A 26,796-nucleotide genomic window follows, 5' to 3' on the forward strand; every position below is an offset into this window, starting at 1 on the left:
CTAAGCGGAACACGAAACCTCCAGGAAGTGAAGAAAGGGGCGAATGGGCTGAACGTGCGTGTCGAGGGATATGGAGTTGTCCGGCAGTGTCACGGACGAGAGCCGGCGCGTGGCGCCTTCCTGTGTGCGTAGGCCAGCGATTCCCGGCGGGCCCGCAGCATCAGCTCCTGACCTGCGTCGTCTCCCGAGAGCTGGTCCTCCACCGAGGACCACGGTTCGCGGGTCGCGTAGGGCTCCATGGAGGTGAACACCTGGGCCGCTTCGACGAACTGGTGACCGGCCCACAGCGCATACGCAAGGTGGCTCAGGTCGGTCAAAGACCGTAGAGAGGGGTCCGTGGTCTTGAACCAGTGGTGGAAGGCGTTGAGGGTGTAGGAGCGCAGTGGGTCTTCAGCCCACTGCCGTCGCCACAGCGGGTGCACCCTGCCGTGCTGCATCTGCTGGCGGCACTGCTCGACTTGAGCGTATGCCGGTAGCAGGAGCAGGGGCGATCCGGGCGGCGCCCACGATGCCACCCACCGTCCGAAGTCGAAGACGGCAGCCAGCCCTCCGGATGCTGGGGCGTCCCGGGAGAGCAGGACCTGCAGGATCCGGTGGAATGATTCCCGGTTGAACGGATCCCGCCGGTGCACCTCTCCCAGCAACTGCCACGGCCCCGGCGGCAGCATCGGCTCGCTCGACGGCACACGGTGCTCCGGTCGCTGTTGATGTACATCGATCTGCGCGAGGGCCAGCAGGCACACCCACGGGACCGGGTCGTGCGGAGCCCGGTGTGCGGCCATCTGTGCTGCATGTCGGCCACGGGTCTCGAACTCGGATACGGCGGGGTGTTGTTGGCGGTGGGCGCGAAGGGCGCGCTCCACGAAGACTCGGGCTCGCATGACCTGGGCGTCGTAGCTGTCCGGTTCCTCGGCCAGCCACACATCCATCACGTCGCTCCCGGCAGCGGTGACCGCCAGGACCTGAGTCCGTGACGTCCTCAGCGCCAGAGACCTCGTGGCGGACAACAGGTTCCGCGTGGCCGACCACCGTCCGGCTTGCAGCTCTACCAGGGCCACTCGCAGGTCATCATCGCTGCCCGCGGGGTGATATACGGGATACATCAGCCCCCCTCGCGCCAGCTTGCGACGTCGCGGCATCTCATCGCTGCGTCGGAGACGTGCGCCCCGCCGGCCGATATCCTGAGTGCTGCCTCGATCAGGCCGATATGGCTGAACGCCTGCGGGAAGTTGCCCACCTGGCGCTTGGCCTTGGGGTCCCACTCCTCCGCCAGCAGGCCCAGGTCGTTGCGGAGCGAGAGCAGCTTCTCGAAGAGCTGGCGGGCCTCGTCCACCCGGCCGATCATCGCCAGGTCGTCGGCGAGCCAGAACGAGCAGGCCAGGAAGGCCCCCTCGTCACCGGGCAGGCCGTCCACCCCTTCGCCCTCGCCGGCCGTCGGATAGCGCATGACGAAGCCGTCCTCGGTGCCCAGCTCCCGCTGGATGGCCTCGATGGTGCCGATGACGCGCTTGTCGTCCGGCGGGAGGAAGCCCATCTGCGGGATCAGCAGCAGCGAGGCGTCCAGCTCCTGGGAGCCGTAGGACTGGGTGAAGGTGTTGCGTTCCTTGTCGTAGCCCTTCTCGCAGACGTCCCGGTGGATCGTCTCGCGCAGGTCCTTCCAACGCTCCAGCGGTTCGTCGACGTCCCCGGACTCGATCAGCTTGACCGTGCGGTCGACGGCGACCCAGGTCATGACCTTGGAGTGGACGAAGTGCCGGCGTGGGCCGCGGACCTCCCAGATGCCCTCGTCTGGCTCGTCCCAGTGTTTCTCCACCCACTGGATCAGCTTCAGCTGCAGGCTGACCGCGTGGTCATCGGGTGCCAGGCCGGAGGCGCACGCGACGTGGAGGGCCTCGGCGACCTCGCCGTAGACGTCGAGCTGGAGCTGGCCGGCGGCGCCGTTGCCGACCCGTACCGGGCGTGAGTTCTCGTACCCGGGAAGCCAGTTGAGCTCGTTCTCGCCCAGCTCCCGTTCCCCGGCGATGCCGTACATGATCTGGAGGTTCTCCGGATCACCGGCCACCGCCCGCAGCAGCCACTCCCGCCAGGCCCGCGCCTCCTCCCGGTAGCCGGTGCGCAGCAGCGAAGAAAGGGTGATCGCAGCATCCCGGAGCCAGGTGAAGCGATAGTCCCAGTTACGGACACCGCCGATGCACTCCGGCAGCGAGGTCGTCGGCGCCGCCACGATCCCGCCGGTCGGCGCGTACGTCAGCGCCTTGAGCGTGATCAGCGAGCGCACCACCGCATCGCGGTACGGACCGTGGTACGTGCAGCGCTCGACCCACTCGCGCCAGAACTCCTCGGTGGCCTCCAGCGTCCCCTCCGGGTCCGCCACGGCCGGCGGCTGGTGGTGCGAGGGCTGCCAGCTGATCGTGAACGCGATCCGCTCACCCTGCGAAACGGCGAACTCGGAGACCACTGTTCCGTGACGGGCGGTCGCACTCGCGGGGGTGTCCAGCCACACGGAGTCGGGGCCGGCAACCGCGACGGTCCGGCCGTCGACCGAGTGGACCCAAGGCACGACCTTGCCGTACGCGAACCGCATCCGCAGCTGCGAGCGCATCGGGACGCGCCCGCTGATCCCCTCCACGATGCGGATTACCTGGGGTGCACCGTCGCGCGGCGGCATGAAGTCGATCACCCGGACCGTGCCATGTGGTGTGTCCCACTCGGATTCCAACACCAAGCTGTTGCCTCGGTAGCGGCGGCGGTCAACAGGTCGGGGGCTGGCGCCGGGAGCATGGGCCGGGCTGATGGACCAGCAGCCGTGTTCCTCGGTGCCCAGCAGCGCCGTGAAGACCGCCGGCGAGTCGAAGCGGGGCAGGCACAGCCAGTCGACCGTGCCGTCCCGGCGCACCAGAGCGGCCGTCTGCATATCGCCGATGAGCGCGTAATCCTCAATGGGCATGGACATGGGTTGGTGTCCGATCGTCGTGCGGGAGCGTTCCGCGGGCAGGTACGGCAGCAAGGAACCGCTGGGTGATACGGCCTTTGGTGAACAGGCGGGATTGTTCGTAAGCGGCCTGCGCGGCCTCGCAGTAGGCGCGGGGAGACGCGAGGAGAGCGCGGGCGAGGTTCAGCAAGGCGCGGGGCCCGTGTTGCGGTTCGGCAAGCAACGCCCGTTCTCGCTGCGCTGGACCGATGAGGTAGGGCAGATTTCCGCTCCGGTATCCGATGACGGGGACTCCCACGGCCATGGCCTCAACAGCCACCATCCCCAGTGAGCCGGTGGACGGCGTGATCACGATCGCGGCCCCCGAGAGCCAGGCGGGCACGGCATGCCACGGCAGCCCTCCGGACCAGCTCATGTGCGCCGCCAGATCCACCTGGCGCCGACAGGTCTCCGCCAGGACGATGCCGGCCGGTCCTGACTGCAGGTAGTGCGTTGCTGCCGCCACGCGCATCACACAGGAGCTGACGGTGGTCCCCTGGTGCCGTGCCGCTCGCAGCAGGGCAACAATGCCGTTGGAGGCGTCCCCGACCGCGCTCAGAATCCGGAGGTCCCCGGATTGCAGACGGCCCAGCACACTGACGGGATTCGGTTCGGGCGGTTCGTGGAGGAGGGCGTGAGGGACCACACCCCACGTCGAGGTGTCCCAGCCACGTTGGTGCGCCGCGTCGAGGACCGCCGCCGTTGGGGTCAGAACGATATCGGCCCGTGTCAGAGCTATCGCGTCGCGGTCGTCGGGCAGTCGTTCCACCGTCAGCACCCGGCGCACCCCCTCGGGGAGGTTCATGCGCAGCCGGCCCAGGCCCCACAGCGCGTCGGTGCACAGCACCGTGTCGGCGTCGTGCCGGTCGATCAGCGAGCGCAGCTGACGCTGAAGTCCCCACGCACCGACGCTGATTGCTTCCCGGAGCGTGTCTGGAGGGCAAGGCAGGCTGACGGGCAAGTCGATCTGCTCCACGACCACGCCCTCAAGACTGGGGGCGGGCATTGGCGGGGCCGCGGTGACGATCACCGCCCGGTGTCCGGCACCCGCCAACCCGACGGCCAGGGCTGCTGCGGCCTTCACGGAGCCTGAGGCCGCGTTCATCTGCCAGGCCAAACAGACCACCAGCACGCTCCGGCGACCACAAGCGGCTGCCAATCCGCCCTGGCGGGCTCGGGGAAGCGCGATCGCGGATTCCTCAGGGCGCTGCGGGGGCTGCCAGGGCTGGCGCGGGTCAGGGATGCGACGGGAGGCTGCGCTAGTCACGCTCACCAGCGCACTCCGTCCGCCAGCAACTTCAAGGTGGTGCGGGCACGTTCAGTGACATCGGGATCACGGCAACGGTCGCCCTGGAGCAGGCCGTCGACAGCATCCATCGCGGCCAGAGCCGGCAGCACCTTTCGCTCCGGACCCGTCAGCTCACGCCCATATCCGCTGAAAAGCATTCGCCGAAGCCGCGGCGATTGCGTCCACGGGCCGACAGCCAGATGCACGAAATCGTCGACGGCCACCGCAGTCCGCGCCTGCCCGAAATCGAGCAGAGCAGCGCACCCGCTGGGCCCATCCCACAAGAAGTTGAGTTCCCGCGCGTCACCATGGACGAATGCCATAGGGCACGCCTCCAGCTGGGGCAGCTCCCTGACCAGGCGAAGCACCATCTTCTGCTCGGCATGCGAGAGGAGGGCACCGGCCGCAGCTACGCCCTGGCCCGCGGATGCCGTCCGTGCACGTACCTCTGCCAGCACATCCACCGAGGCTCGGGGGGCGACCAGCGTGTCATGAAGTTCACGCAGCAGGTAGCCCGCTTGTCGGTGCACCCGGATGAGGTCGTTCATATCGAGCACGGCTGGTGCCACTGTCTCACCGGGCACTGCGGTCAGGAGCATCGCCAGCTCACGGGGATTCGCCGCTTGGAGCCGTGGAGCACGGCCGGGACCGAGAGCAGGTACCGCGAATCTGTAAGCGTGGACTTCGCGGTCGTAGGAGGCTTTCGTCGACGCAACCTTCAGGAAAAACCGCGTGCCGTCCGCACAGGTCAGCTCCCACACCTTGGAGTTCGTGCGGCCCCGTGAGGCGCTCAGCACGCCCGTGATGACGCCGAGCACACACGAGGCCCAATCGAGCACGCAGCCCGGAATGCTCATCTGCCGCTCGCTGGCGTAACTCCCAGTCGTGCCGCCCGTCTCCGTGCCGACAGGCCGACTGGCGCTCCTATCCACATCTGTGCGCGCGTGATCGACCTGCACTTTTGGCGCGTGGCACGGATATCCGTCCGGGTTGCCCTGGAGGCGGCTCATGAAGACTCCTCGAAACATCAAATTGAACGGCAGTGAACGGAGCGCTCAGGCAACGGCGGATACGGGCCCTGCTCTCGTCGCACGCATTGCGTCCAGCCGCTCAGCAAGAGCCCGGAAGTCAGTCAGAACGGTTGGATCTTGCGGAAGGAGCCACAGACGAAAGGTGGGACACCCGCCCCGCTGCAAGCGCTGGCTGTCGTAGGGGCAGGACAGACATCGCCCCTTCACGCCTAGGCGTTCACCCAAAAAGCTCCGTGCGGCCTCCGGCTCCACCGGAATGTGCAACCAGCGGTGCTGCAAGCACACGAGAACCGGACCTACGTCAACACCGGCCGCAATGAGCGCCTCAAGGGCTGCAAGTCCAAGCACGGGGCGAACGGAAAGCGCTGCCCATTCCCGGCCTGGCAGCGGGGCAGGATGTGGTTGCTCGTCGAGTTGGTGCCACCAGGGATATGTCGTTCTGACTCCAGTGGTCGACGATGGCCACACAACGGTGGTCGAAGACATCACACGTCACGCCCTCGATCCGGTGGGGTGCCGACGGCCGGAGGAGACTGTGCACCGCGACCTCGGGTTGCAATAGCCGGTGCGTTGCGGAGCGATACTGCTCCCGTCGGGGCGAATTGCCCCTGTGTCGTTTAGGAGCAGGACGCCGTTACACAGGAGCGACCACCCTTGTTCCGGGTGCTGAGCGACTGGACGTGCGGCCTCGCAGTCAGACGCGTTGGGATCTGGACAGAGCGGCTGGTGCAGGCACATCTGAGATGATTCCTCTCTCGCGATTCCTTCGATGCATTTCCAGATTTCCGTGCGGGAACCCGAGGGCTACCTCATCGGTGAATTGGCCGCGCAACGCCGGGAATTACCGAAACACCTCACAAAGATGCTCTCGGCGATAGGCGAAATCTCAGAGACCTTCTCGTAAATCCCCGTCGCTACCCCACAGGCTGATGTTTCGATCAAGCTCGTGAGGCTCACCACGCGTTTTGCGATGCTCGAAGCGAGGAATGTTCTCGCGAGCAGAGTCCGAACGGCACGCTGCCCGAACGCAGGAACAGCCTTCGCGGACCCATTGAGGGTCAATGCCGGATGGGCCCAAGCCGAAGAAGCGCGGAGATGCGCAGTTCTATCTGGGAGCCGATTGTTCCGAAGGGCCTTGTGAAGGGCCTTTTCGCTCTCTCCGAGCCTTACCGAGCGCTTTGCGCAGCCCTTCAGGATCGGTCAAGCCTCGGACGCTTGCGGGAAGTACGTGCCAGTGCAAGCCAGGGGGAGCCGATGCGCTGGCCGGCGGAACAACTACATGGCACTTGTGCCCAAGCGGGACAGTTTCGGGTTCGTCCCAGCGCGCAGCGACACCGGCGGGAACGAGAAAGTAGAGACGCGGCTCAGGGCCATCAGGCTGAAAAATCACAGCTCCGATCGGTACTGACTCCGCACGAAGAATGTCAATTGCTCGCCGCCCGATAGCCTCCGTCGCGCGAATGGCATCCCACCATTCACCAGCGGAGCATAGTTCGGGCTCGTTGCCGATGGGCATCCACCGGGGCGGCACTATGGGTGCTGCACGATTTGTGGCGGACATGAAATGGTCTCCTCAGCATTCTGCACTGAGGAGACCATTTCACTTTGTGGATGCAGTGCGCGGACAGACTGTGCGCAGTCTGGTCACGCGAACGCCCTTGACAAGGGCTCACGTTGTGGTAAAGCCAGCCCAACTGCCGAACGCCGAGAGCTCGTTGGAGGGGTGCGCATCCTGCCGCAGAAGAGCTGCGACGGTCTCGCGAACGGACGGGTGGAAACGTGCGTGGTTGGGGGCGACCTTGCGGGCACGCTTGAGGTCATCGAATGCACCAGCACGATCGCCCACGCCAAGCTTCGCGGAGGCCACGTCGATGAAGTGGTGGCTCGACCGCTCGCCCACCGTGGTCGACGGAGGAGCCCACTCCCCACCAGCCACAGGGGACCACTCGGTCAGTCGTGCCAACGCTTGCTCAGTGTCACCCAGGTCGATCATGGAGTGAACCTCGTGGATGCGAATGTTCGTTGGACCAAACGACATCTCGTAGGCGAGGGAGTCGCGGTTGCCAGCCATTCGGGCCACGTCTTCCGCCTCCCGCAGATACGAGTCCGCGCGTCCCGGATTGTTCTCCCGAGCTTCCAGCACGGCCAGCTTCAGCAGCAGTGCACCGTCGACCGCGAGAGCGTCGTTCGTGAAGGAGCGCTCCGGCTGGAGTCGCTCAAGCTCGTCCCGCAAGGTCAGCAGCTTACGCCGAGCCGATGAATACGCGCCCTGCCGCAGCATCGCGCCGGCCACCAAGTAGCCGGATGTGATCTGCATCAGCGGATCGCCGGAGTGCTGTGCAGCCCAACGGACCCGCTCTAGCGCGGTGTTGGAAAGGTCGTGATGCCCCATCTTGTGGGCCAGTGAGTTCACGGCACGGTAGGCACGGGCGAGATGCAAGAAAGCCTGCGCCCGGTCACCGTTACGGCCCCCCAGCGCTATGTGGGTGAGTTCCGTGATAACCGGTGGGAGCAGTGGGCCCATCGGTGCGTAGCGGGCGTCGCGCCGCAATGCCGCCACCTGATCGACCTCGGAAGTCAGCACCGCGAGTGAGCGCGGCGCAGCCTCGATGTCATCAGGTGTGTCATAGCAAAGCATGATCCGTCGCAGCTCGGGGATCACTGCGTGAACGCCATCTTCGGCCTCCGGATCGCCGTAGTACGGCTGCCCCGTAAGGACCTCAGTCCCGAAGCGCAGCGCTTTGGACAGCGCCAGGACGAGCGATGGCGGCGCTTTTCGCGCCCCGGATTCCAACTTCTGGATGTAGCTCGGCGAGACAGAGGCTTTCCGCGCCAGTTGAGCCGTGGACAGCTTCCGTGTCCTGCGGGCGACGCGGAGGCGGTCGCCCAGCATCAGGTTTTCATTCATCGGTGGATCGGTCCCTTCGCGATGAGGCGCACTCGCTTCAGAGTACGGACATTCCAGTTCCGCGCGACTGCCGTCGCCAACTGTTAACGGGGCTGGTGGCACAGGACGGCTAGACCAAGATCGCCTGGTGGGGCTGACACTTCCCTACTTGGTGATCCCACGCCTTGCGGGGGGATTGAGAAATGGCACTTATGCCTGCAATCGCGACATCATTTGGCGCCGACGAGGGGCACCCGGGCCCCTGCCGTCAAGGGCCACCGCAAGAAAAAGTGCGGACAGTTTGTCCGCGAACGCTGATCACGCTGTGGAAGTATCTGCTTGCACTCGGTGCCGCACCGCCGTGGGCGCCAGCGAGAAGAGGCGATGCAGGCCCGCCACGGACGCACACACCTGCACCGCCCCATCTCGCCGATTCCGCAAGCTAGTTCGACGCTATTCACGCTGTCGTGACGCCTGGTCACCCGGCCTAGACTCGAGGTCGTTTGCCCGGCGTAGGGCGTGCGCCACCAGGGGTGCACGCCGCTTCACGCCCTGGCCCCGGCCGAGGGCCCCGCCGGGTGGGCGCCCGGTTCCGATGAATGAATGAGGGGTGTTCCCGTGCCCGAGAAGGTCACCAAGGAGAAGGTGCTGTGTTACGTCGTGCGCGACGGAAAGCTGCTGGTGTTCCGGCACACCGAATACAGCTACGAGGAGGTCGGGATCCAGGTTCCGGCCGGCAGCATCCGTGAGGGCGAGACGCCGGATGCGGCGGCGCTGCGGGAGGCCCGCGAGGAGACCGGCCTGAAGGACTTCAAGATTGTGCGGAAGCTCGGCGAGGCCGAGTACGACATCAGCCCGTATCGGTTCGAACTCCAGCGCCGTCACGTCTTCCACCTGGAGCTGACTGAGCCCACTCCGGAGCGGTGGATGAGCCAGGAGGACCACGACGGGGAGCAGGAGCCCACGCACTTCGAGTGCTTCTGGATTCCGCTGGAGGCCGCCCACATCCTCCAGTCCGGCCAGGGCGCGCTCCTGGGACGCCTGTACGACTGATCCCTGTCCGGTCACGGCCCCGGGAGGCAGCCGATGCACCGCACCACCGAACAGCACGAGCATGATCCGATCGCCCAGATGTATCGCGGCTTGGACGCCGAGGATACCGACAGCGCCGTATCAGTGATCTTGAAGTTACGCGGTGAGACCTGCGACATCGACTGCCTGTACTGCTATGAGAAACGCAAGGAGGCCCCGGGAGGAGCCCGGATCGACGCTAGCCAAGTTCGCCGGCTCGCAGAGCTCTTCCAGGGGCGTCCGCTCGCCGTGGAGCTTCACGGCGGTGAACCGCTGACCGCCGGCCGCGACCACATCGCCGAGGTCCTGCGCGAACTGGCCGGCCAGCCCAGAGTGGTCCGCGTCTCGATGCAGACCAACGGCGTGCTGCTGGACGAGCAGTGGCTGGACCTCTTCGATGCCCTGTACCCGGGCCTTGAGATCGGCATCTCTCTGGACGGGGACGCGGCGGGCAACGCCTGGCGGGTCGGCTACGACGGCCAGCCGGTCTACCCCCGCGTCGCCGCCGCCCTGCGGCTGCTGGCCGATCGCGGCCGGAAGACTGGAGTCATCGCCGCGGTCACCCCGGCCGTGCTCGGACGCGCCGAAGCGGTCCTGGACCACGTCGCCAGCTTCGAGGCGGTCAACGCCGTCAGCTTCGTGCCCTGCTTCGACACCTCCGTCCAGCGTCCCACCGCCACCCCAGGGCTGCGCATTCCGGAAAGCCGACAACTCCAGCGCGCTGCCGTGCGCGGCCATGGTGGCCCCGCGTGGGCGATCAGTCCAGCCGAGTACGCCGAGTTCGTGCTTGCCGCCACGATCCGGTGGATCGACGCCGGGTATTTCGCCCGCCTGAAGCTGGAACCAGCTGTCTCCACCATTCGGCGGCTGCGCGGCTTGGACACCGGCTTCTGCCACTTCTCCAACCTCAAGTGCGACCATGTCTTCACGTTCTACCCGGACGGGCGCCTCGGCAGCTGCGACGAACTGCCCTGGCCCCAAGCCCAGATCGGCCGTCTTGACCAGGTGCCCGACCAGGACGTTGTCATTGCCGGGCAGCGACAGCTGCCGCTGCTGAACCAGGGCAAGGGCCTGATGGAGCGGTGCACTACCTGCGCCTACCGGTCCGCGTGCGGCGGCGGCTGTGTGGCCACCCGCTGGCGCCATGACCAAGCTGGGTGCCAGGACGCCTACTGCGACTACCGGATGCGGATGATTGACGGCATCGCCGCGATCCTCGCCCAACCCGCCTACCCGGAGGGCACCTGGTGCCGCACCATGCGCTGGCGCCCCCGCACCCCGAACAGCATGCGCGACGTTGCTGCCTTCCTCGCCCGCTGGGACCGCGCCGACGCGGCCAGGACGCCTGTGCGGCTGCACACCAGTGCGCACGGCAACATCAACACTGTGGGTTTGCCCGGCATCCACGAGGCCGACGACCTCGACCCGGCCCACCCCCAGTGGCGCGACGCGATCGAGCCCGGGGTGCGGCCCCTGGTCGACGCCGTCACCCGGAAGTGGGGACTCGTTACCTACGACAGCTGCCAGGGGCATCCCTACACCGGCCTTGACCTGGAGCCCGCCGAACGCAGAGTCGGCATCCTCCCGCGCAACCGAGCCGAGTACGCCCAGGGTGCCGCTGCCCTGTGCCGCGCGGTCACCTCGGCTGCCCCCGCCCTGCCCGCCGCGGTGCAGGTGACCGTCGGGCGCGCGGAGCTGACCTGCGAGGCCACGAACCAGACGACCCACGTGCTCGACCTGGCACTGCGACTGGCCCCAGGCCATGACTGGCCGGCGTACTTCGACGCCGTGGAGTCGGCCACCGAGGCTGTCGCGGATGCGCTGCGCGGCGAGGCCCCAGCTGGCCGCTGCTGTTCCTGTCCGATGCCGCAACCCGCCGCTCCCTCCTCCGAGGAGATATCGGCGTGAGCAGTGCCTCGGACGCGCTGACGATCCACCAGTTACTTGGGCGGATCGTGTACTTCCACGCCCTGTTCATCGAACCCGAGCTCCGACGCAGCACGCCGTCCGCGCCGGGCCCGGCGTGCTGCAACCACGCCACCGCCCCGGGCCAACTGTCCGTCGGTGAGCTGCTGCCGGACTCCGCCTGGGGGTCCCTCGTCGAGGTGGCGGCCACCCTCCCGGCACATCACCGGCCGTGCCCGAAGGCCACCGGTGCCTGCTGCGCCACGTGCCGCGTCGCCTCTGCAGCCACAGCGGTCGCGGCCGGATGGGCACAGACCGAGTGCCACAGCTACCGGCAGGCCGATCCCACCGAAAGTCTCCTGCGCAACTGCGGACAGGCGGCGGCAGCCCGTCTCGGGCGGGTTTTCGCCACCCAGCACGCGGCCCACTGCCCGGCGTTGGATCAGGTCGCAGTGCCGGAGGCACTCCCGGGCACCGAGGAGCTGCCGCTGACCGGCGAACTGCTGGCTTTGTGGGCCGAACCGACAGCCACCACCCGCCACCCCGTGACCAGTTGGCTCAACCACTGCACCGGCCTGGACGACGTCTGCCGCGTGCTCGAATCTAGGAGGACCGGCTCGTGATCCACATCGCCGAAACCGTCGCGGTCGGCAGCATCGAGGGATTCCTCGGCTCCGAGGAGCAGACCCGGTTGGTCACTGCGATGAATAACTTCCTCTCCAGGGACGCCCGCGCTCGCTTCGGTGAAGAACGGACCACCTCGATCCACGAGATCCCCGGCCACTCCCACGAGCAGGCGATGACGGTGTACGAGCCGGCCGGACGGGTGGAGGTACCGCAGATCCCGGCCGAGGCCGAACAGGTTCTGCAGCACGCCTTCGACCGTGCCCGCCCCGCCCTGTCCCGCGTCATGCCGTCGATCACCGCATGCCGACCGTGGACGTACGTCGAATATGGCCCCGGCCAGCACATAACCGGCCACCTCGACGGCATCTCCCCCGACCCGATCGCCTGGCCGAGGCAGATCGCCGGAATCAGCGTCGTGATCAGCGAAGCGGAGGCCGGCGGCGCCTTCTACGTCGAGAGCTCCTCCAGCGACCGCCTGTGGGACACCCGCCTCGACCAGGCCGCAGACCACGGCTACGCGGACGGCATGTGGCTAGCCCACGACGGGGCGGACCATTCCGCCGACTGGTTCCGGCAGATGCCCCGCACCCGATGGAGCGTGAGCGCTGCCCCGGGCACCGCCCTGCTGTACGGATCCCAGCTCACCCACGGCACCGAGCCAGTGGCCCGCGGCCGGGTCGCGAAGTTCATCAGCTGGCTGATCGCCGAGAAGCACGAGGGGTGAGCCGCATGCTGCTGGCCCTGGAGGGAATCGCCGGAGCCGGGAAGAGCACACTGCGCGACCGGCTCTTGTCCGCGGCCATGCCCGAGGACATCCGCCTCGGACACATCGGCCAGTTCGCCTGGCTGTCGCTTGAGGCCACGCGCACCCTCACCGGTCTGCGGGCCGGCCGCCCCGCGCCGAGTGGCGAGCAGGCGCTGTCGGCCGCCCGCCGCGACCTGGAACTCCACGCCTGCCACAACCTCGCCCCCGCCCTGTCCCTGGGCCCCGTGGTCGCCGACCGGCTCACCCTGTCGACCGCCTGCCTGCTCGCCCTGCTCCACGACCGTCCCGTCGCCGACTACGTCCGGAATTTGGCCGAGGTGACGCCCGTGCGGGCAGAGCTGACCGTCCTGCTGACCACCGAGCCCGAGCTGTGCCATGCCCGGCTCTCCCAACGGGCCACCTCGCGCCGCTTCGGTGAGGCCCCGCCGACCGCCGCTCGGCTCGCCGACCTGTACGAGCAGGCCGCCACCGCCTGGACCGAGACGACCGGGCTGCCCGTGCTGCGGCACCCGTGCACCGCCGAGCCCGACCTCGACCTGCTGACCGCCGCCTGCCTGGACCAGCTGCGTGCAGCCGCCCCGCGTATGGCGCGAATATTAGAGGAGCCGCCCCATGCACCTGCACCCCCTTCACCCCGCCGTCTGGGTCCTTGATCAGCTCCGTGACATCGGGTGGCACGTGCACGGTCTGCTCTCTTTCACCCGCGCCAGCACCCTGGTGCTCGTCAGCCGCGGCGGCGCGTCCCCGGTGGTCCTCAAGGCCGGCTTCGGCAGCAACCACGTCCTGTCCGAGCTGGACGAGGACAGCCGCAAAGCCGCCTACGGCTTCTACTGGTACGCGGAAATGACCGAAGCCGAGCGTGCCCTGACCCGCGAGGACTTCCGCCACGAGATCGCCGTCGCCCGCGCCGCCGCAGATGCCGAGCACATAGTGCCGTTGCTGGAGGAGGGCAGCACTGACCGCTTCGACTGGTACACCATGCCCTTCTGCTCTGGCGGCAACTTCCGGCCCTTCCTGGCCACGGCCGGTGACCACGACCGGGCGGTGGCCGGGCTGGGCATCTTGGCTGACGTCGCCGAGGGACTGCGGGGCCTGCACGAGCGCGGCATCGTGCACCGCGACGTCTACCAGGAGAACATCCTCATCCACGACGGCCGCGGGCTGATCACCGACCTCGGCGCGGCCGGCCTCGCCGACATCCCCCGCGGACCTGCCGCCCGCGGCCCCGAAGTCCACTGGCCCCCGGAGTACGCAACCTCCTACGACCGCGCCACCCCGGCCGCCGACGCCTTCAGCCTTGCAGTCCTGATCTACCGCTTCCTCTGCGCGGACATCCCCCGGCATGGCCACTCGCGCCTCGACACTGCCCCCGCCGGCCTCCAACCGGTGATCTCCGCGGCCCTGGCTCCCGCTCCACAGCACCGACCCGCGATGAGCGAACTCCGCGACGCCTTGTCTCAGGCAGCCGCTTCGCTGGCCAAGCCCGGCCACTGAACCACGCCCTCGGAGGGATACCGCAGTGAACACCGCACGTTCGCCGCCTCGCCCCCGGCTCCAAAGGTGCACGGCCCCAACACCCCTTTCAGGAAAGGACGAGCACACTCATGAACGACCGGATCAGCGACTTCCTCGCCGCCGTGGACGACCTCCGCAGCGACGACAAGACCGTACGCACCACTGCCCACACCTCCAGCGTCTCCGCCGAGGGCTGGCCTACGACCGAGGTCCCGGCAACCACCGACGCTGCCACGGGCACTGACGCCGCCTGACCGCCGCGCACCACACCGGCGGCAGGCCGCCGGTGAGCATCTCCTGGGGTCGGACCACCACGGTCCGGCCCCAGGCCCAGCCCCGACGGAAGGACCCGCCTCGTGGACGCGCCCACCACCGCCTTCTCGTATGCCCCCATCCAGAGCCTGCACCGCGACCGCACCCGGCGGATCCACGCCGTCGTCCAGCCCAACTCCCCGCATTCGGCCGACACCGCCGCGGCCTCGGTGACGGCCGCAGCCGACTACTGCCTGGCCCACCATGTCCTCGAAGGCGCCGAGGCGGCCGCCCGCGCCCGCGACACCACCATCTTCGACTGGTACGGCGCCCACCCCGACGCGAACACGGCGACGCTGTCCACCTCCACCGCCGTCGGCCCGCGCATCGTGATCAACCCCGACCTGGACCGCCTGCCCCGTTCGGCGTTTTCCGAGACCCCCTACTACGTGCTGGGCCCCGACACCACCGCCGCGCGGAAGGACCTGCGCGAACTGGCCACCACCGCATACAACACCGGTGCCCAAACGGGATTCGGCACCCTGCTCGCCGCCCATGCCGTCGTCTTGGTCCTGCTCCGGCACAAGCAGCTCGGCGACACACTCGATAGCTGGACCATCACCCGCCTACCCGGCACCGTCTTCAGCGACCACGTCGACGAGCCCGTCGTCCTGGCCCGCGACCTCATTCACGAATCCGGCCACAACTGGCTCAACGACGCCCTCGCCGCCACCACCAGCAAGATCAGTGACGAAGCACAGTTCTACTCCCCGTGGAAGAAGACGATGCGCCCCGCCTTCGGATTCCTCCACGCCTGTTGGGCCTTCCCCCTCACCATGATCTACACCGCCCGCGTCTTGTCCCAGACCACCGGTGCCCTGCATCAGTTCCTGACCGCCTACTTGGACCAGCAGCGCGGCCTGCTCGCCCCGACCACCGACGACCACGCACGCGTGCTCGCCCTCATCCCTGACGCCGGCCTACGCCAGCGTCTGCACGCCGTCCATCACGAGGCCCTCAGCCTGTGAACCACACCGACGCTCCCACCACTTCACCGGCTACCAGCCCCACCGACCGAGCGCACGAGCCCGGCCTCATCCTGCGCATCCACCCCGTTGGCCAACGCCCGGTACAGGCGTCCATCGGAGCGGCCAACCTCGAACTCAGTGCGCCCATCGGGGAGAACACCGCCTTCAACGTCGGCTCTGTTGCCAAGCAGATCACCGCATACCTGTGTGTGCACGCAGCGCGGAACGGTCTCCTCCACCTAGGCCAGCCGGTCGGCGACATCCTGCCGCGCTTCCGCATCGCAGGCGTGACCGTCGGCGACCTCATCCAGCACCGGGGCGGGATCCGCGACGCCGAATCCCTGCTGTCCCTGGCCGGCTTCCGCGACCTCGACCACTACACCGCAGACGACCTGCTGCAACTCGCCTACCGCCAGCACCACCGCGCCGTCGAGCCCGGCAGCTTCCTGTACAGCAACACTGGCTACCTCCTCCTCGGCGAGGTGCTCAAGCACGTCCACGGCGCCGCCGGGCTCCAAGAAGTCGCCGACGGGCAGGTCTTCACCCCGCTCGGGATGACCTCCGCCCGTTTCAAAAGCGATCCGCGCGAGGTCATCCCCGGCGCCGCCTCCACCTACCGACTTACCGTCGACGGCTGGCTCCACCAGCAGGCCCCGGTCACCTTGCCCGGCCCCGGCTCGCTCTGGTGCACCGCCACCGACCTGGACCGCTGGCTCGACCACCTGTGGCGCGAGTGGCAGGCCCCCGCCAGCGTCGCCCTCCCGTTCGGGCAGCACATCAGCTACGTGCCCAGCGACCACCGCCGCTTGACCTACGGAGCCGGCCTGTACGCCGATACCCGTCCCCGGCGCACTGCCGTCTTTCACCACGGCCACGAACAGGGGTTCTCCGCAACCGCCCACCTCACCAGCTCAGGGCTCCGCGTCATTTGCCTGTCCAACCACACCGGGATCGCTGCCGACCACGTCGCCGCCACAGTCCTCGCCGACCTCGACCACCACCCCGAAGCCGACCCGGGCGAAGTCCTGCGCCGATCCCTTCAGCAGCGTCCTAAGCCACCGCCCGCACCGGTGAACCGCCCCAATCTCGACGCGCCGCATGTGCCCCTTGGCACGTACGCCTGCGAGGACGTACCCGGCACCGTCCGTCTGACCCGCAGCGAGGGGTCGCTGTACCTATGGCGTCGGGGAACCCGCGACTATCTCACCCGCAGCGGGCCCGCGACGTACACCGCGGACGGCTACACGCTCACCACCTCGCCCGCAGACGAATGCGTGCCCTCGCCGGACGGCTTCGTTCTCGATCTCGACCGTGCACCCGGACTGCACTACCGACGACACCCGGGCTGACCAACTTCCGACCACAACGGTCGACAACCAGCCGCACGTTCGCCCACGATCACGCCCATCCTTCCGCCCCCTGTCGCCAGGCGACGCATACCCCCGTAGCAGGACGGCAGCCGGGCTCCGGGGCTCCAGCCTGACTGTCCCGTGGTTCCGACGCGCAGCTTCTACACAGTTCCTAAGTGAAAGAAATGGGCCACATGAGTCACCAGAACACTTCCCGCCACGCAGACGCCTCCGGCGCCTTCGCCCTCGGCGGGGACCTGACTATCAACCGCCTCGGCTACGGCGCTATGCAGCTCACCGGCCCCGGCACCTGGGGCGAGCCCAAGGACCCGGCAGAAGCGATACGGGTGCTGCGCCGTGCTGTCGAGCTGGGCATCAATTTCATCGACACGGCCGACTCCTACGGCCCCTTCGTCAGCGAGCGACTCATCCGCGAGGCTCTGCACCCCTACCCCGACGACCTACTCATCGCCACCAAGGGCGGGCTGACCCGCTCCGGCCCCGACGACTGGCGCCCCGTAGGCCGGCCCGAGTACCTGCGCCAGCAGACCGAGCTGAGCCTGCGCCACCTCGGCGTCGAACGCATCGACCTCTACCAGCTGCACCGCATCGACAAGCAGGTGCCGCTCGCCGACCAGCTGGGCGAGCTCGTGCTGCTCCAGCAGGAAGGCAAAGTCCGCCACATCGGCGTTTCCGAAGTGACCGTCCAACAGCTCAAGGAGGCCCGCACGCTTGCGGACATCGCTGCCGTGCAGAACCTCTACAACCTCGCCAACCGCAGCGCCGAAGACGTCCTTAAGTACGCCGAGCGCGAGAACATCGCCTTCATTCCATGGTTCCCCCTGGCCACCGGCGAGCTCGCCCGCTCCGGTGGCGCGCTCGACGCTGCCGCCAAACAGCACGGCGCCAGCCCCTCCCAGCTCGCCCTCGCCTGGCTACTGCACCGTTCTCCGGTCATGCTCCCCATCCCCGGCACCTCCCAGACGGCCCACCTGGAGGAAAACACCCAGGCGGCCCGCATCACCCTCACCGACGACGAGTGCGACGCCCTGGCCGCCGCAGTCTGACCACCAGCACGGCATCAGTAGGTCTGGCATTGGTGAGGGAGTCGTCTTCCGTCTGGAAGACGACTACATGGGTATCGCCCAATCAGATCTCGCACACAGTCCGAAAGGGGGCGGACGATGGTGCCCGACGAGCCGACAGCGCGTCGGCTGACGCGGAAGGGTGCCGGCGCGCGGAGTGCCTCAAATTGACGGTGGGCGCGTGACCGTCGATGGCCGAGGGGCACCGACAATGACTTGAGACAACGGACGACTGAGGCGACGGACGAGGAAATGGCGCGGGATTACGACAGTCAGCTGCTGGAGTCAGTGGCAGTACGCCGCCGCAGGATGAGGGATGCCCTGTTGTTCGGCGCGCAGCGAGTGCGGCGCACGGCAGACGAGCGGCTGGGGAAGGTGTTCGCCGGGATCGCGATCACGGCTGTTCTGTGCGCGGGGTGTGTGGGGTGGTCCTTCCTTCAGCACACGCTGGGGCAGCAGAAGGCTGAGCAGGAGAAGCAGCAGCGGCAGGTGCAGCCGTACGAGCAGCCGACGCGATCGGCGAAACCCTAGAGGTCCACAGATTAGATTCGGACAGAGTTTGCAGCGTTCCTGGGAAATGGTCGAAGAGCTCCCCGGGGCGGGAGAAGGGTTCCCTGAGGTCGGAGTCGGAATGGACGTCAGCAGCACGGGCATGTGCAGTTTGGCCCGAGGGTTCGTCAACGCCGCGATGATAGGTTTCGGTAAGTGGTGAGCAGAGCAGCGAGTTCCCGGGCGCAACTGAGCCGAGTGACGTTGGTCGGCGAGCGACGCCGGGCCGATGTCGTTCTGCTCTCCGATACGCCGATAGGGCAGCTGATCCCGGATGTGCTGCCGTTGCTGGGCGATCGACCCGCATCGCGGCCGATAGCTCGGCAGTTGATGACGTCCGACGGCTCTGTACTGCCGTACGACAGCACGCTGGCATCGGCAGGGGTAGCCGACGGCGCCGTGCTCCGGCTGGTGACGACGCATTCTGCGCCGCCGGCTCCCGTTGTGCACGACGTCACCGATCAGGTAGCTGATGACCTCGATCTGCGGTCTTGGCGCTGGCGTCCGGCTGCGCGCCGGGCCATTGCGGGTGTGGCGACTGTCGCCTTCGCGGTGATCGCCGCGCTGCTCGCCCGTCGTGAGTTCCCGCTTGGCACCCTGGTGGGTGCTCTGTCAGCTGTATCGCCTGTGCTCCTGGCGGCCGGTGCGCTCGTCGCGAAGCTCGGACGGGGAAACCGGGGACTGGCGACCGCGCTCCTACTCGCTGCTGGCGGGCTTGGTGTTCTCACTGCGTGGACGGCTGCCGATGCGTTCGGCTGGCCGGGTACCGCGCGGCTCGCTGCCGTGGCGTGTGCGCTGGTCGTGACGCTTGTGTTCCTTGGTCACTTCTCTCCGCTGGGCAAGGGTGGGCTGGTTGGTGCGGTGACCACTGCCGCGATCGCCCTTGTGTGGGAGGCGGTTGCCGCTGTTCAGGGTGAGCCGGCCCGGCTGGGCGCCGTCATGGCTGTCTTCTCTTTGGTGGTGCTCGGTGTGCTGCCGCGGCTGGCGCTGATGGCGTCGGGGCTCACCGCGCTCGATGACCGCCGCTCGGGCGGTGTCTCTGTCAGCCGTCATCAGGTGGGTACGGCACTGGCGGCGACGCATCGCGGCCTTGCCCTCTCGACGCTCGTCACTGCGATTTCGGCAGCCGCCGCGGGCTGGCTGCTTACGCTGGCCGAGAAGCCGACCGTATGGACCGTGGTGCTGGCAGCGCTCGTTGTCGTGGTGCTGGTGTCGAGGGCGCGAGCGTTCCCGCTGGTCGCTGAGGTTGTTGCGCTCTTTGCTGCCGGGTCGTGCCTTGTGGTGCGCCTGGTGCTGGTGTGGATGGAGCATGCAGGGGGTGTGGGGCCGCTCGCTGTGCTGTGCGTGGCTGCGGTATTGCCGCTGGTCGTGTTGGCGGTGCAGGTGCCCGAGCATGTGCAGGTGCGGCTGCGGCGCATGGGCGATCTGGTCGAGTCCGTTGGCATGGTGGGGCTCTTTCCGCTCGCCTTTGGTGTGTTCGGTGTGTATGGGCAGCTGCTCAACCAGTTCTGACAGTCTGAGTCGATGTGCCGGTGCTCCGGGCGGGGCAGCAGGTTGGGGGCGAAAGGTAGGCATGCCGAACGGAGACGGCTGGCAGGGCGATGTGCTGCGCGACCTGAGAGGCGGCGCCCAGCAGGGTGCACAGGACTCCGGCGGACAGACGTACCGCGCTTCCGCACCGGGCCCGGGCCTTCCCGTGCAGAGCGCCCAAGCGCCGGCCGCCGCTCATGGCGGTGGTGTGCCTGGGCAGGTCGGCTACCCGTACCAGGAGCAGGAGCAGCCGGCGGGCCACCAAGGCGGCTTGCCGCAGCAGACCAGCTACCAGAACCGGGGACAGGAGCAGCAAGCACCGGCCGCTTATACTCCGGGCCCTCAACCCCACAGGGTCCCCGGCTCCCGGCCCGTGGTGAACGACGGGCTGGCCGGCGTGATGCGCCCCAAGCCGCAGCACGGTGAGTCCTTCGCCGCGCGTGCCGCACGCGCCCTGCGCCGTATGCTCTCCTCGTCGGCCGCGCGCGAGGTCGCCGAGGTCACCCGCACCGCCGCGGTGCTCCAGCAACCCGTGACGACCGGCCGACAGATCGCCGTCACCTCCATCCGGGGCGGGTCCGGCAAGTCGACTGTGGCCGCGCTGCTGGGCACCACGTACGCGCACTACCGGCATGACCCGGTCCTCTTCCTGGAGGCCGATCCGGCGCTCGGCTCGCTGCCGGTGCGGCTCGGCGCCGAGTCGCTGCGCTGGACGACCAGCGATATCGCGGACATCGTCAAGCCGGACATGTCGCTGCTCGACGTCACCGGCTATCTCGTCCAGCTCCCCAACAACTCCTGGCTGCTGCCTGCGAGCCAGGGGCAGATCGGTGTGATGCTGGACAGCCGGGCGTATGAGCGGGCCGTGGTCGCGCTGCGCCGCTACTTCGGGGTGATGGTCATCGACTGCGAGACGCTGCCCGCCGAAGTCGCCCGGGTCGCGCTCGCCGCCGCCCATGGCCGTGTTCTGACCACACCCGCCACACCGGAAGGCATCACCAGTACGTTCTCGGTGCTCCAGTGGATGCAGGGGCTGCCCCGGCATGTGATCGCCGGCACGGTCGTCGTGCTCACCGAATTGGTGCCCCGCTCGGGAGTCGACCTCGACGAGGCCGCCCAGAGGCTCAGGTCCACTGGGGTAAGCGTCCAGGTTCTGCCGTACGACCGGCACTTGGCAGCCGGTGGCCCGGTCCATACCGAGTTGCTGGCTCAACCGACCAGGGAAGCCGCCGCCCGCCTCGCCGCGGACGTCTTCCAGCTTTCCCTCTCCCAGCAGCGTCACTGACCAGATGCCGAGCCCGATCGTGAATGACGGACGACGATGAGTACCCGACTGATACACCGCCCGGCCAGAACCACCCGCCCCCCGGCCGCCTCCGAGGCGCGCATCATCGAGGCACCGCCCAACCTCCCCGAGGGCAAGGCAGGCAACATTGCGATGTCGCTGCTGCCTGTCGCTGGCGTCATGTCGTCCGTGGTGATGATGACGGTCGTGCGCAACAGTCAGTTCGCCGGGCTGGGCGCGATCATTCTCGTCGTCACTGTCATCGGCTCGGTCGCGCTGGTCTTCTCGCAGCGTGGCAAGGCACAGCGCACCCGGCGTACCCAGCGCGAGGCATATCTCGCCTACCTGGAGGATCTGCGCGAAGAGCTCTCAGCCGAGGAGCGCCAGAGGCGCGAAAGCGCCGATGTCCTCAACCCGCCGCCGCCCGCCCTCTACGACATCGTGCGCGATCCGGCTCGCCTGTGGGAGCGCCGCCGCGTCGACGGCGACTTCCTGCGCGTGCGTGCCGGCACCGGCGAGATGCCCGTACGCGATCTGCAGATAGCTCAGCAGGGTTCGTCCGTCCTCACCCCGCCCGACCGCTTCATGCTCAACGAGGCGTCGGCGCTGATGGCCCGCTTCCGGACCGGCACCGAACTCCCGCTCACCGTCCCGCTCGACCGCGTCGGCAACGTCAGCGTCATCGGCCCGCGCGAGGACTGTCTGCGCGTGGCTCGTGCCCTGCTTGTCCAGGCCGCTGCCCTGCATGCTCCGGATGACGTGGCCATGGCGCTGGCCGTGCCCGGGGATCGGCTCGACGATTGGGCGTGGGCCAAGTGGATGCCGCATCTGCTCGATGCCGAGCAGTACGACGGCCCGGTCGCCGCTCGCCGTATCGCCCCCTCCGTCCCCCAGCTCGCCCGGCAGCTCGGCCCCGAACTGCGTCGCCGCGCCTCCTATGCGGCCGAAGTGCGGCGCGGCCTGTCGGACAACGACGCCCTGTCCATGACGTCCCGGCTACTGGTCGTCGCCGACGGCCACGGCCAGGACGCCGTCGACCTGCCGCGTCCCGACGAGGCGGTTGGCCTGCGGGAGATGGGCGTCACCGTCCTGCATCTGCTGGAGCAGCGGGTCCAGGAACCGGGGCATGTGGGCGTGCGGATGACCGTTAAGGGCGACCAGGTGATCATCGAGGACCTGCGCGCACAGGAGCCGGTCAGCGCCCACGGCACCGTGGACGAGGACAGTATCCCGTTCGCCGAGGGCCTGGCCCGGATGCTGGCACCGTTGCGCCTTTCCGCCGAATCGCTCACCGACGCCCCCCTGACCGGGCCCGTCGACTTCGCCGAGCTGCTCGGCGTCGACGACGTGGCGCAACTCAACCTCTCACACCTGTGGGCGCCGCGCGGCGAACGTGCCTTCCTGCGCGTACCCATCGGCATCAACGACTCCCACGAACCGGTGCTGTTGGACCTGAAGGAGTCCTCCGAGCTCGGTATGGGCCCGCACGGTCTGTGCGTCGGCGCCACCGGCTCCGGGAAGTCGGAACTCCTGCGCACCATCGTCCTCGCCCTGGCGGCCACCCACCCGCCTGAGGACCTCGCGCTGGTCCTGGTCGACTACAAGGGTGGCGCGACCTTCGCGCCGTTCGCGGATCTGCCGCACGTCGCCGGTGTCATCACCAACCTGGAGAACCAGGCCGGCCTGGTCGAGCGCGTCCACGCCTCGCTCGCCGGCGAGGTCAAGCGCCGCCAGCAGGTCCTCAAGGACGCGGGCAACGTCGCCGACATCGGTGACTACGCCGCGCTGCGCGCCGGTCGTCGGCCCGATCTGGAGGCTCTGCCGCACCTGTTCGTCGTCATTGACGAATTCGGCGAACTCCTCACCGCCAAGCCGGACTTCATCGACCTGTTCCTGTCCATAGGCCGCATCGGCCGCTCGATCGGCGTGCACCTGCTGCTGTCCAGCCAGCGCATCGAGGGCGGTCATCTCAAGGGCCTGGACACCTACCTCTCCTACCGGCTCGGCCTGCGGACCTTCTCCGCCGACGAGTCCCGTACGGTTCTGGACACCGCGGACGCCTTCCACCTGCCGCCGCTGCCGGGATTCGGCTACCTCAAGGTCGACACCAGCCACTACGACCGTTTCAAGGCGAGCTACGTCTCGGGCGCCTACCGCGGCCCAGTCCAACGCCCGGACGACGAGGACAGCGGCCCCCTCGCCCTTCCCTACGACACCTTCAACACCCTCTCCTCCGCCGAGGATTCGGACGCGCAGGAGCCGACGGTGCGGCGCCGCGAGATGGGGCCGACCGAGCTGGGCGTCGTGGTCGAGCAACTGGCGAACGCCACTGGTACAGTGCGCCGCATCTGGCTGCCTCCGCTGCCCGACGCGATCACCCTGGACACGGTCGCCGGACCGCTGGACGTCGGCACGCGCGGTATGCAGCTCGCGGGCCGCCGCGGGCCGCTTGAGGTGCCGCTCGGTTTGCTCGATGATCCGGGCAGGCAGTGGCAGGGCCAGTGGTACTTGGACCTGACGGTGGCGGGCGGCCACGCCGCCGTCATCGGCGGCCCGCAGTCCGGCAAGACCACCCTCCTGCGCACCCTCGTCCTTTCGCTGGCGCTGACCCACACTCCGCAGGAGGTCGGCATCTACGGCCTCGACCTGGTCGGCGGCGGCCTGGCGGCCCTGTCGAGCCTGCCGCACGTCGGGGGTATCGCGGGTCGCGTCGACCGTGAGCGGGTGGCGCGCACCGTCGACGAGGTACGGAACATGCTGGCGGCCAGGGAGGATCTCTTCCGCGAGCATGGCATCGACTCCGTCGATCAGTTGCGCGACCTGCACGCGGCAGGTCGGCTGCCCCAGCTGGCCTCCGCCGAGATCGTGCTCGTCATCGACGGCTTCGGTGCGCTGCGCGACGACTTCGAGGAAGTGGACGACGACGTCGCCGACATCCTTCAACGCGGCGGCGGTTACGGCATCCACGTCGTGGCGGGCATGCTCCGCTGGAACGACGTCCGCATCGCCGTCCAGTCGAACTTCGGCACCCGCGTCGAGCTGCGGCTGAACGACCCCAGCGAGTCCAGCATCGACAGCAAGCTGGCAGTGACCCTTTCGCCCGACGAGCCCGGCCGCGTTCTGACCGCCGGCAAGCTCTTCGCGCAGGTCGCGCTGCCCCGTACGGACTCACTCGCCGATACCGCGGACCTGGGCGCGGTTCTGGAGCGTGCGGCCCGGACGATCCGGGCTACCTGGAGCGGCGAGGTTGCCCAGCCGGTGCGGGTGCTGCCGCACCTCTTGGAGCCTCGCCTCCTGCCGGGCCCGGTCGCCGAACCCCAGCGGGTACCCATCGGCGTGGACCAGACGGCGCTCGAACCCGTTCTGCTCGACCTGTTCCAGCGTGACCAGCACCTGCTGGTCATGGGCGACAGCGAGTGCGGCAAGACGAATCTTCTGAAGACCATCGCCTCCGGGCTCATCGAGCGCTTCAGCGAGGACGAGCTGGTCTTCGCGGTCATGGACCCGCGGCGCAGTCTGCGCGGCACGATCCCCGAGGAGTTCAATGGCGGCTACGCGTACAACGCCAAGCTGTGCGCGGGCCTCGCCGCCGGTATCGCCACCGAACTGGACAAGCGGCTGCCTGATGACAGCGCGCGTCTTGAGGACCTGGAACCGGGCAGCTGGGGCGGCGGACCGCGGATCGTGGTCCTGGTCGACGACTACGACATCCTGACCACCGCCGGCCAGGAACCACTGGCTCCCTTCCTGCCGTACATCCCCTCCGCGGTCGACATCGGCCTCCACTTCGTCCTCACCCGCCGCGTCGCAGGCGCCTCACGCGGCATCTACGAGCCCCTGGTGCAGGGCCTGCGCGAGTCGGGATCCTCCGCGCTCCTCATGGCAGGGGACCGCGGTGAAGGCCAGCTGTTCCCCGGCGTCTACGCCTCTTGGCAGCCGCCGGGCCGCGGTGTCCTGATCCGCAGGGGCCAGCCCAATCGCCTGATCCAGACCGTGTACTCCCCCGCGTGACATACAAGAGAGCCTTGCCGCCCGCGCAGACCACGAGACATACGGCATCCCTGCCACGAACGACGATGAAGGACCGGACGACCACATGACCAAGGACGTCATCGCCCTCACCCAGCGCATGCCCGACCCGTGGGCCATGCTCGCAGGGCTGCTCTCCGGAGGCCCCGACAAGCTCGTGGATACGGCGGGCGAGGGCGCCGTCGTGCGACTGTGCGACGAAGAGGGACGCCCCCTTGTCTCCGTCGAGGCACCGCTGCTCGTGCAGGTCGCCGGCGAGGCCGAGCGGCTGCTCGGTGCCACCCCGCCACCGGTGCCGTACTGGTGGACAGAGGCCCGCGCGACCACCGGTGTGGAAGAAGCCGAGCGGCTCGCGGGCACCTTCGCGGCCCGGCTGGCCGCTTTGACCGATGGCTCGGCCTGGCCGCCTGAAGCCGCGCAGTCCCTGGCCGTGGTGAAGACCGATGGGCTGAGCGTTGCACCCACGCCCGCCGCCGCGCAGCCCGCTGTTGACGTCCTTACCGACAAGGTCGCCGTCGTCATCCAGGACCGCCCGGTGGTAGGCATGACGGCCTGGCTCCAGGATGCGTTCCAGACAGCCGCCGGCGCAGAGCTGGGCCTCCAGGTCGTCACGCCGCCAGGAACCACGCTCTCCCCGGCCGTACGCCACAGCCTGAGCAACTGGCCCTCCCGCTGGGTGGTGCGCGACGAGCGGGACGGCTACTACGACGGACAGTCCGGAGCCGTCCTGCGCTGGCACGAAGGCATGTTCCAACCGGTGGCGGTAGCCGACGCGACCGCTGACGACCCCCGCACCCCGGTAGCCGCCTCCTACCAGGAGGTCACGGACACCGGCGAGCAGCAGCTGGCCATTACGTTCCGCACGATCTACCCCGCGGACGAGCGTCTGGTCCTCGGCGGTGCGCTGGAGTCGATTTGGCGCGAACTCACCGGCGAGCCTCCAGCTGGATGGGGAACTGCGGAGCCCGCCAACCTCCCTTGGTCGCCGCGCCAGATGACCGACCTCGCCTACGAGCGAGCGCCCGATCCGACCTGGTTCGTGGTGGTCGGCAGCCCGGACCGGCCGGGCCTGGCGACGGTGCGCGTCAGCCGTACGAAGGCAGGCGTGGAGGAGTACGTCACGCTGATGTTCGGCTACGGCCCCGATGAGAAGCCGCCGGTGGACGCCCTGCCCAGCGCCGCGGAGGTGCTCGCCACCCGCCACCGCCTCCTGTCGATGCTCGTCCAGATCCGCAAAGCCCGCCGGGACCTGGCCGTGCCGCCCCGCTTCGAGGGCCCCGGTGTCCCACTCGCCTTCGTGCTCGGCGCGGACGAGGTCCGCGAGATGCCCAGCGACCGCGCCCGGAACACGCCGCTGGCCCAGCCGCCTGTCCCCCTCGGTCCGAAGACCCGCCCTGCGATGTACTACCCGCTCCCTGGGGACCCGTTGGACCTGTCGGGCTGGCAGGACTTCGAACGCCTGATGCGGCATCTGAAAGGCGAGTGAGAGCACCTGGACCAGCTGGACCTGCGCGTGGACCTCGCTGCCAAGCACGCTGCAGGCATGGGTAGGTGGGCGGGCTCCTGGCTGTTTTGAGCCGTTGTCAGACCTTGGTCATAGCATCGGGATTGCGGATTGCACCAATGAC

Annotated in this window: 21 protein-coding genes; 15 read left to right on the forward strand and 6 right to left on the reverse strand. The window is 68.4% G+C overall.

Going from position 1 to position 26,796, the window contains the following annotated elements:
* Nucleotides 1–89 precede the first annotated feature (89 nt).
* From BKA18_RS27825 to BKA18_RS27850, 6 genes are all read right to left on the reverse strand, one after another.
* On the reverse strand, nt 90–929 hold the full coding sequence (locus BKA18_RS27825; RefSeq protein WP_366046514.1) for a hypothetical protein: 840 nt from the start codon (nt 927–929) through the stop codon (nt 90–92).
* Between the two features lie 173 nt (nt 930–1,102).
* The gene (locus tag BKA18_RS27830; protein WP_366046515.1) at nt 1,103–2,953 is read right to left on the reverse strand and encodes a glycoside hydrolase family 15 protein; all 1,851 of its coding nucleotides are present in this window, start codon (nt 2,951–2,953) and stop codon (nt 1,103–1,105) included.
* Nucleotides 2,937–4,088 (reverse strand): glycosyltransferase, encoded by a 1,152-nt coding sequence (locus tag BKA18_RS27835; RefSeq protein WP_366046516.1) that lies wholly within the window; start codon nt 4,086–4,088, stop codon nt 2,937–2,939. Before BKA18_RS27835 ends, BKA18_RS27830 begins: the two co-directional genes overlap by 17 nt.
* A 152-nt stretch (nt 4,089–4,240) precedes the next feature.
* Nucleotides 4,241–5,269, reverse strand: a complete 1,029-nt coding sequence (locus BKA18_RS27840; RefSeq protein ID WP_366046517.1) for an aminoglycoside phosphotransferase family protein — start codon at nt 5,267–5,269, stop codon at nt 4,241–4,243.
* Between the two features lie 513 nt (nt 5,270–5,782).
* Nucleotides 5,783–6,028 (reverse strand): DUF5999 family protein, encoded by a 246-nt coding sequence (locus BKA18_RS27845; protein ID WP_366046518.1) that lies wholly within the window; start codon nt 6,026–6,028, stop codon nt 5,783–5,785.
* A 931-nt stretch (nt 6,029–6,959) separates the two neighbouring features.
* Nucleotides 6,960–8,198 (reverse strand): helix-turn-helix domain-containing protein, encoded by a 1,239-nt coding sequence (locus tag BKA18_RS27850; protein WP_366046519.1) that lies wholly within the window; start codon nt 8,196–8,198, stop codon nt 6,960–6,962.
* Between the two features lie 597 nt (nt 8,199–8,795).
* On the opposite strand from BKA18_RS27850, the gene BKA18_RS27855 reads away from it, so the two are divergent.
* From BKA18_RS27855 to BKA18_RS27925, 15 genes are all read left to right on the forward strand, one after another.
* On the forward strand, nt 8,796–9,230 hold the full coding sequence (locus tag BKA18_RS27855) for an NUDIX hydrolase (protein WP_366046520.1): 435 nt from the start codon (nt 8,796–8,798) through the stop codon (nt 9,228–9,230).
* Between the two features lie 33 nt (nt 9,231–9,263).
* The gene (locus BKA18_RS27860; protein WP_366046521.1) at nt 9,264–11,156 is read left to right on the forward strand and encodes a radical SAM/SPASM domain-containing protein; all 1,893 of its coding nucleotides are present in this window, start codon (nt 9,264–9,266) and stop codon (nt 11,154–11,156) included.
* The gene (locus BKA18_RS27865) at nt 11,153–11,776 is read left to right on the forward strand and encodes a hypothetical protein (protein WP_366046522.1); all 624 of its coding nucleotides are present in this window, start codon (nt 11,153–11,155) and stop codon (nt 11,774–11,776) included. Before BKA18_RS27860 ends, BKA18_RS27865 begins: the two co-directional genes overlap by 4 nt.
* On the forward strand, nt 11,773–12,504 hold the full coding sequence (locus BKA18_RS27870; RefSeq protein ID WP_366046523.1) for a hypothetical protein: 732 nt from the start codon (nt 11,773–11,775) through the stop codon (nt 12,502–12,504). The genes BKA18_RS27865 and BKA18_RS27870 overlap by 4 nt, the downstream gene beginning before the upstream one ends.
* The gene (locus BKA18_RS27875) at nt 12,501–13,199 is read left to right on the forward strand and encodes a nucleoside/nucleotide kinase family protein (protein WP_366046524.1); all 699 of its coding nucleotides are present in this window, start codon (nt 12,501–12,503) and stop codon (nt 13,197–13,199) included. Before BKA18_RS27870 ends, BKA18_RS27875 begins: the two co-directional genes overlap by 4 nt.
* A complete protein-coding gene (locus BKA18_RS27880; protein WP_366046525.1) occupies nt 13,159–14,040 on the forward strand; it encodes a protein kinase domain-containing protein in 882 nt (293 codons plus the stop codon). Before BKA18_RS27875 ends, BKA18_RS27880 begins: the two co-directional genes overlap by 41 nt.
* Nucleotides 14,041–14,150: 110 nt before the next feature.
* The gene (locus BKA18_RS27885) at nt 14,151–14,315 is read left to right on the forward strand and encodes a hypothetical protein (RefSeq protein WP_351528704.1); all 165 of its coding nucleotides are present in this window, start codon (nt 14,151–14,153) and stop codon (nt 14,313–14,315) included.
* A gap of 102 nt (nt 14,316–14,417) precedes the next feature.
* The gene (locus BKA18_RS27890; RefSeq protein WP_366046526.1) at nt 14,418–15,341 is read left to right on the forward strand and encodes an aKG-HExxH-type peptide beta-hydroxylase; all 924 of its coding nucleotides are present in this window, start codon (nt 14,418–14,420) and stop codon (nt 15,339–15,341) included.
* On the forward strand, nt 15,338–16,690 hold the full coding sequence (locus BKA18_RS27895) for a serine hydrolase domain-containing protein (protein ID WP_366046527.1): 1,353 nt from the start codon (nt 15,338–15,340) through the stop codon (nt 16,688–16,690). The genes BKA18_RS27890 and BKA18_RS27895 overlap by 4 nt, the downstream gene beginning before the upstream one ends.
* A gap of 194 nt (nt 16,691–16,884) precedes the next feature.
* A complete protein-coding gene (locus BKA18_RS27900; protein WP_366046528.1) occupies nt 16,885–17,757 on the forward strand; it encodes an aldo/keto reductase in 873 nt (290 codons plus the stop codon).
* A gap of 270 nt (nt 17,758–18,027) precedes the next feature.
* The gene (locus tag BKA18_RS27905) at nt 18,028–18,306 is read left to right on the forward strand and encodes a hypothetical protein (protein ID WP_109893193.1); all 279 of its coding nucleotides are present in this window, start codon (nt 18,028–18,030) and stop codon (nt 18,304–18,306) included.
* Nucleotides 18,307–18,480: 174 nt separating this feature from the next.
* Nucleotides 18,481–19,836: a type VII secretion integral membrane protein EccD gene (gene eccD / locus BKA18_RS27910; protein WP_366046529.1), complete on the forward strand. Its 1,356-nt coding sequence runs from the start codon at nt 18,481–18,483 to the stop codon at nt 19,834–19,836.
* A gap of 61 nt (nt 19,837–19,897) precedes the next feature.
* Entirely contained in the window at nt 19,898–21,139 is a 1,242-nt protein-coding gene (locus BKA18_RS27915; protein WP_366046530.1) for a MinD/ParA family ATP-binding protein, read from the forward strand.
* Between the two features lie 36 nt (nt 21,140–21,175).
* Nucleotides 21,176–25,150 (forward strand): type VII secretion protein EccCa, encoded by a 3,975-nt coding sequence (gene eccCa / locus BKA18_RS27920; protein WP_366046531.1) that lies wholly within the window; start codon nt 21,176–21,178, stop codon nt 25,148–25,150.
* An 85-nt stretch (nt 25,151–25,235) separates the two neighbouring features.
* Complete coding sequence (locus tag BKA18_RS27925) at nt 25,236–26,654, forward strand: DUF6177 family protein (protein ID WP_366046532.1); 1,419 nt, start codon at nt 25,236–25,238, stop codon at nt 26,652–26,654.
* The last annotated feature ends 142 nt before the right edge of the window (nt 26,655–26,796 follow it).

It is taken from the genome of Streptomyces auratus, assembly GCF_050433025.1.
Taxonomy (GTDB): domain Bacteria; phylum Actinomycetota; class Actinomycetes; order Streptomycetales; family Streptomycetaceae; genus Streptomyces; species Streptomyces sioyaensis.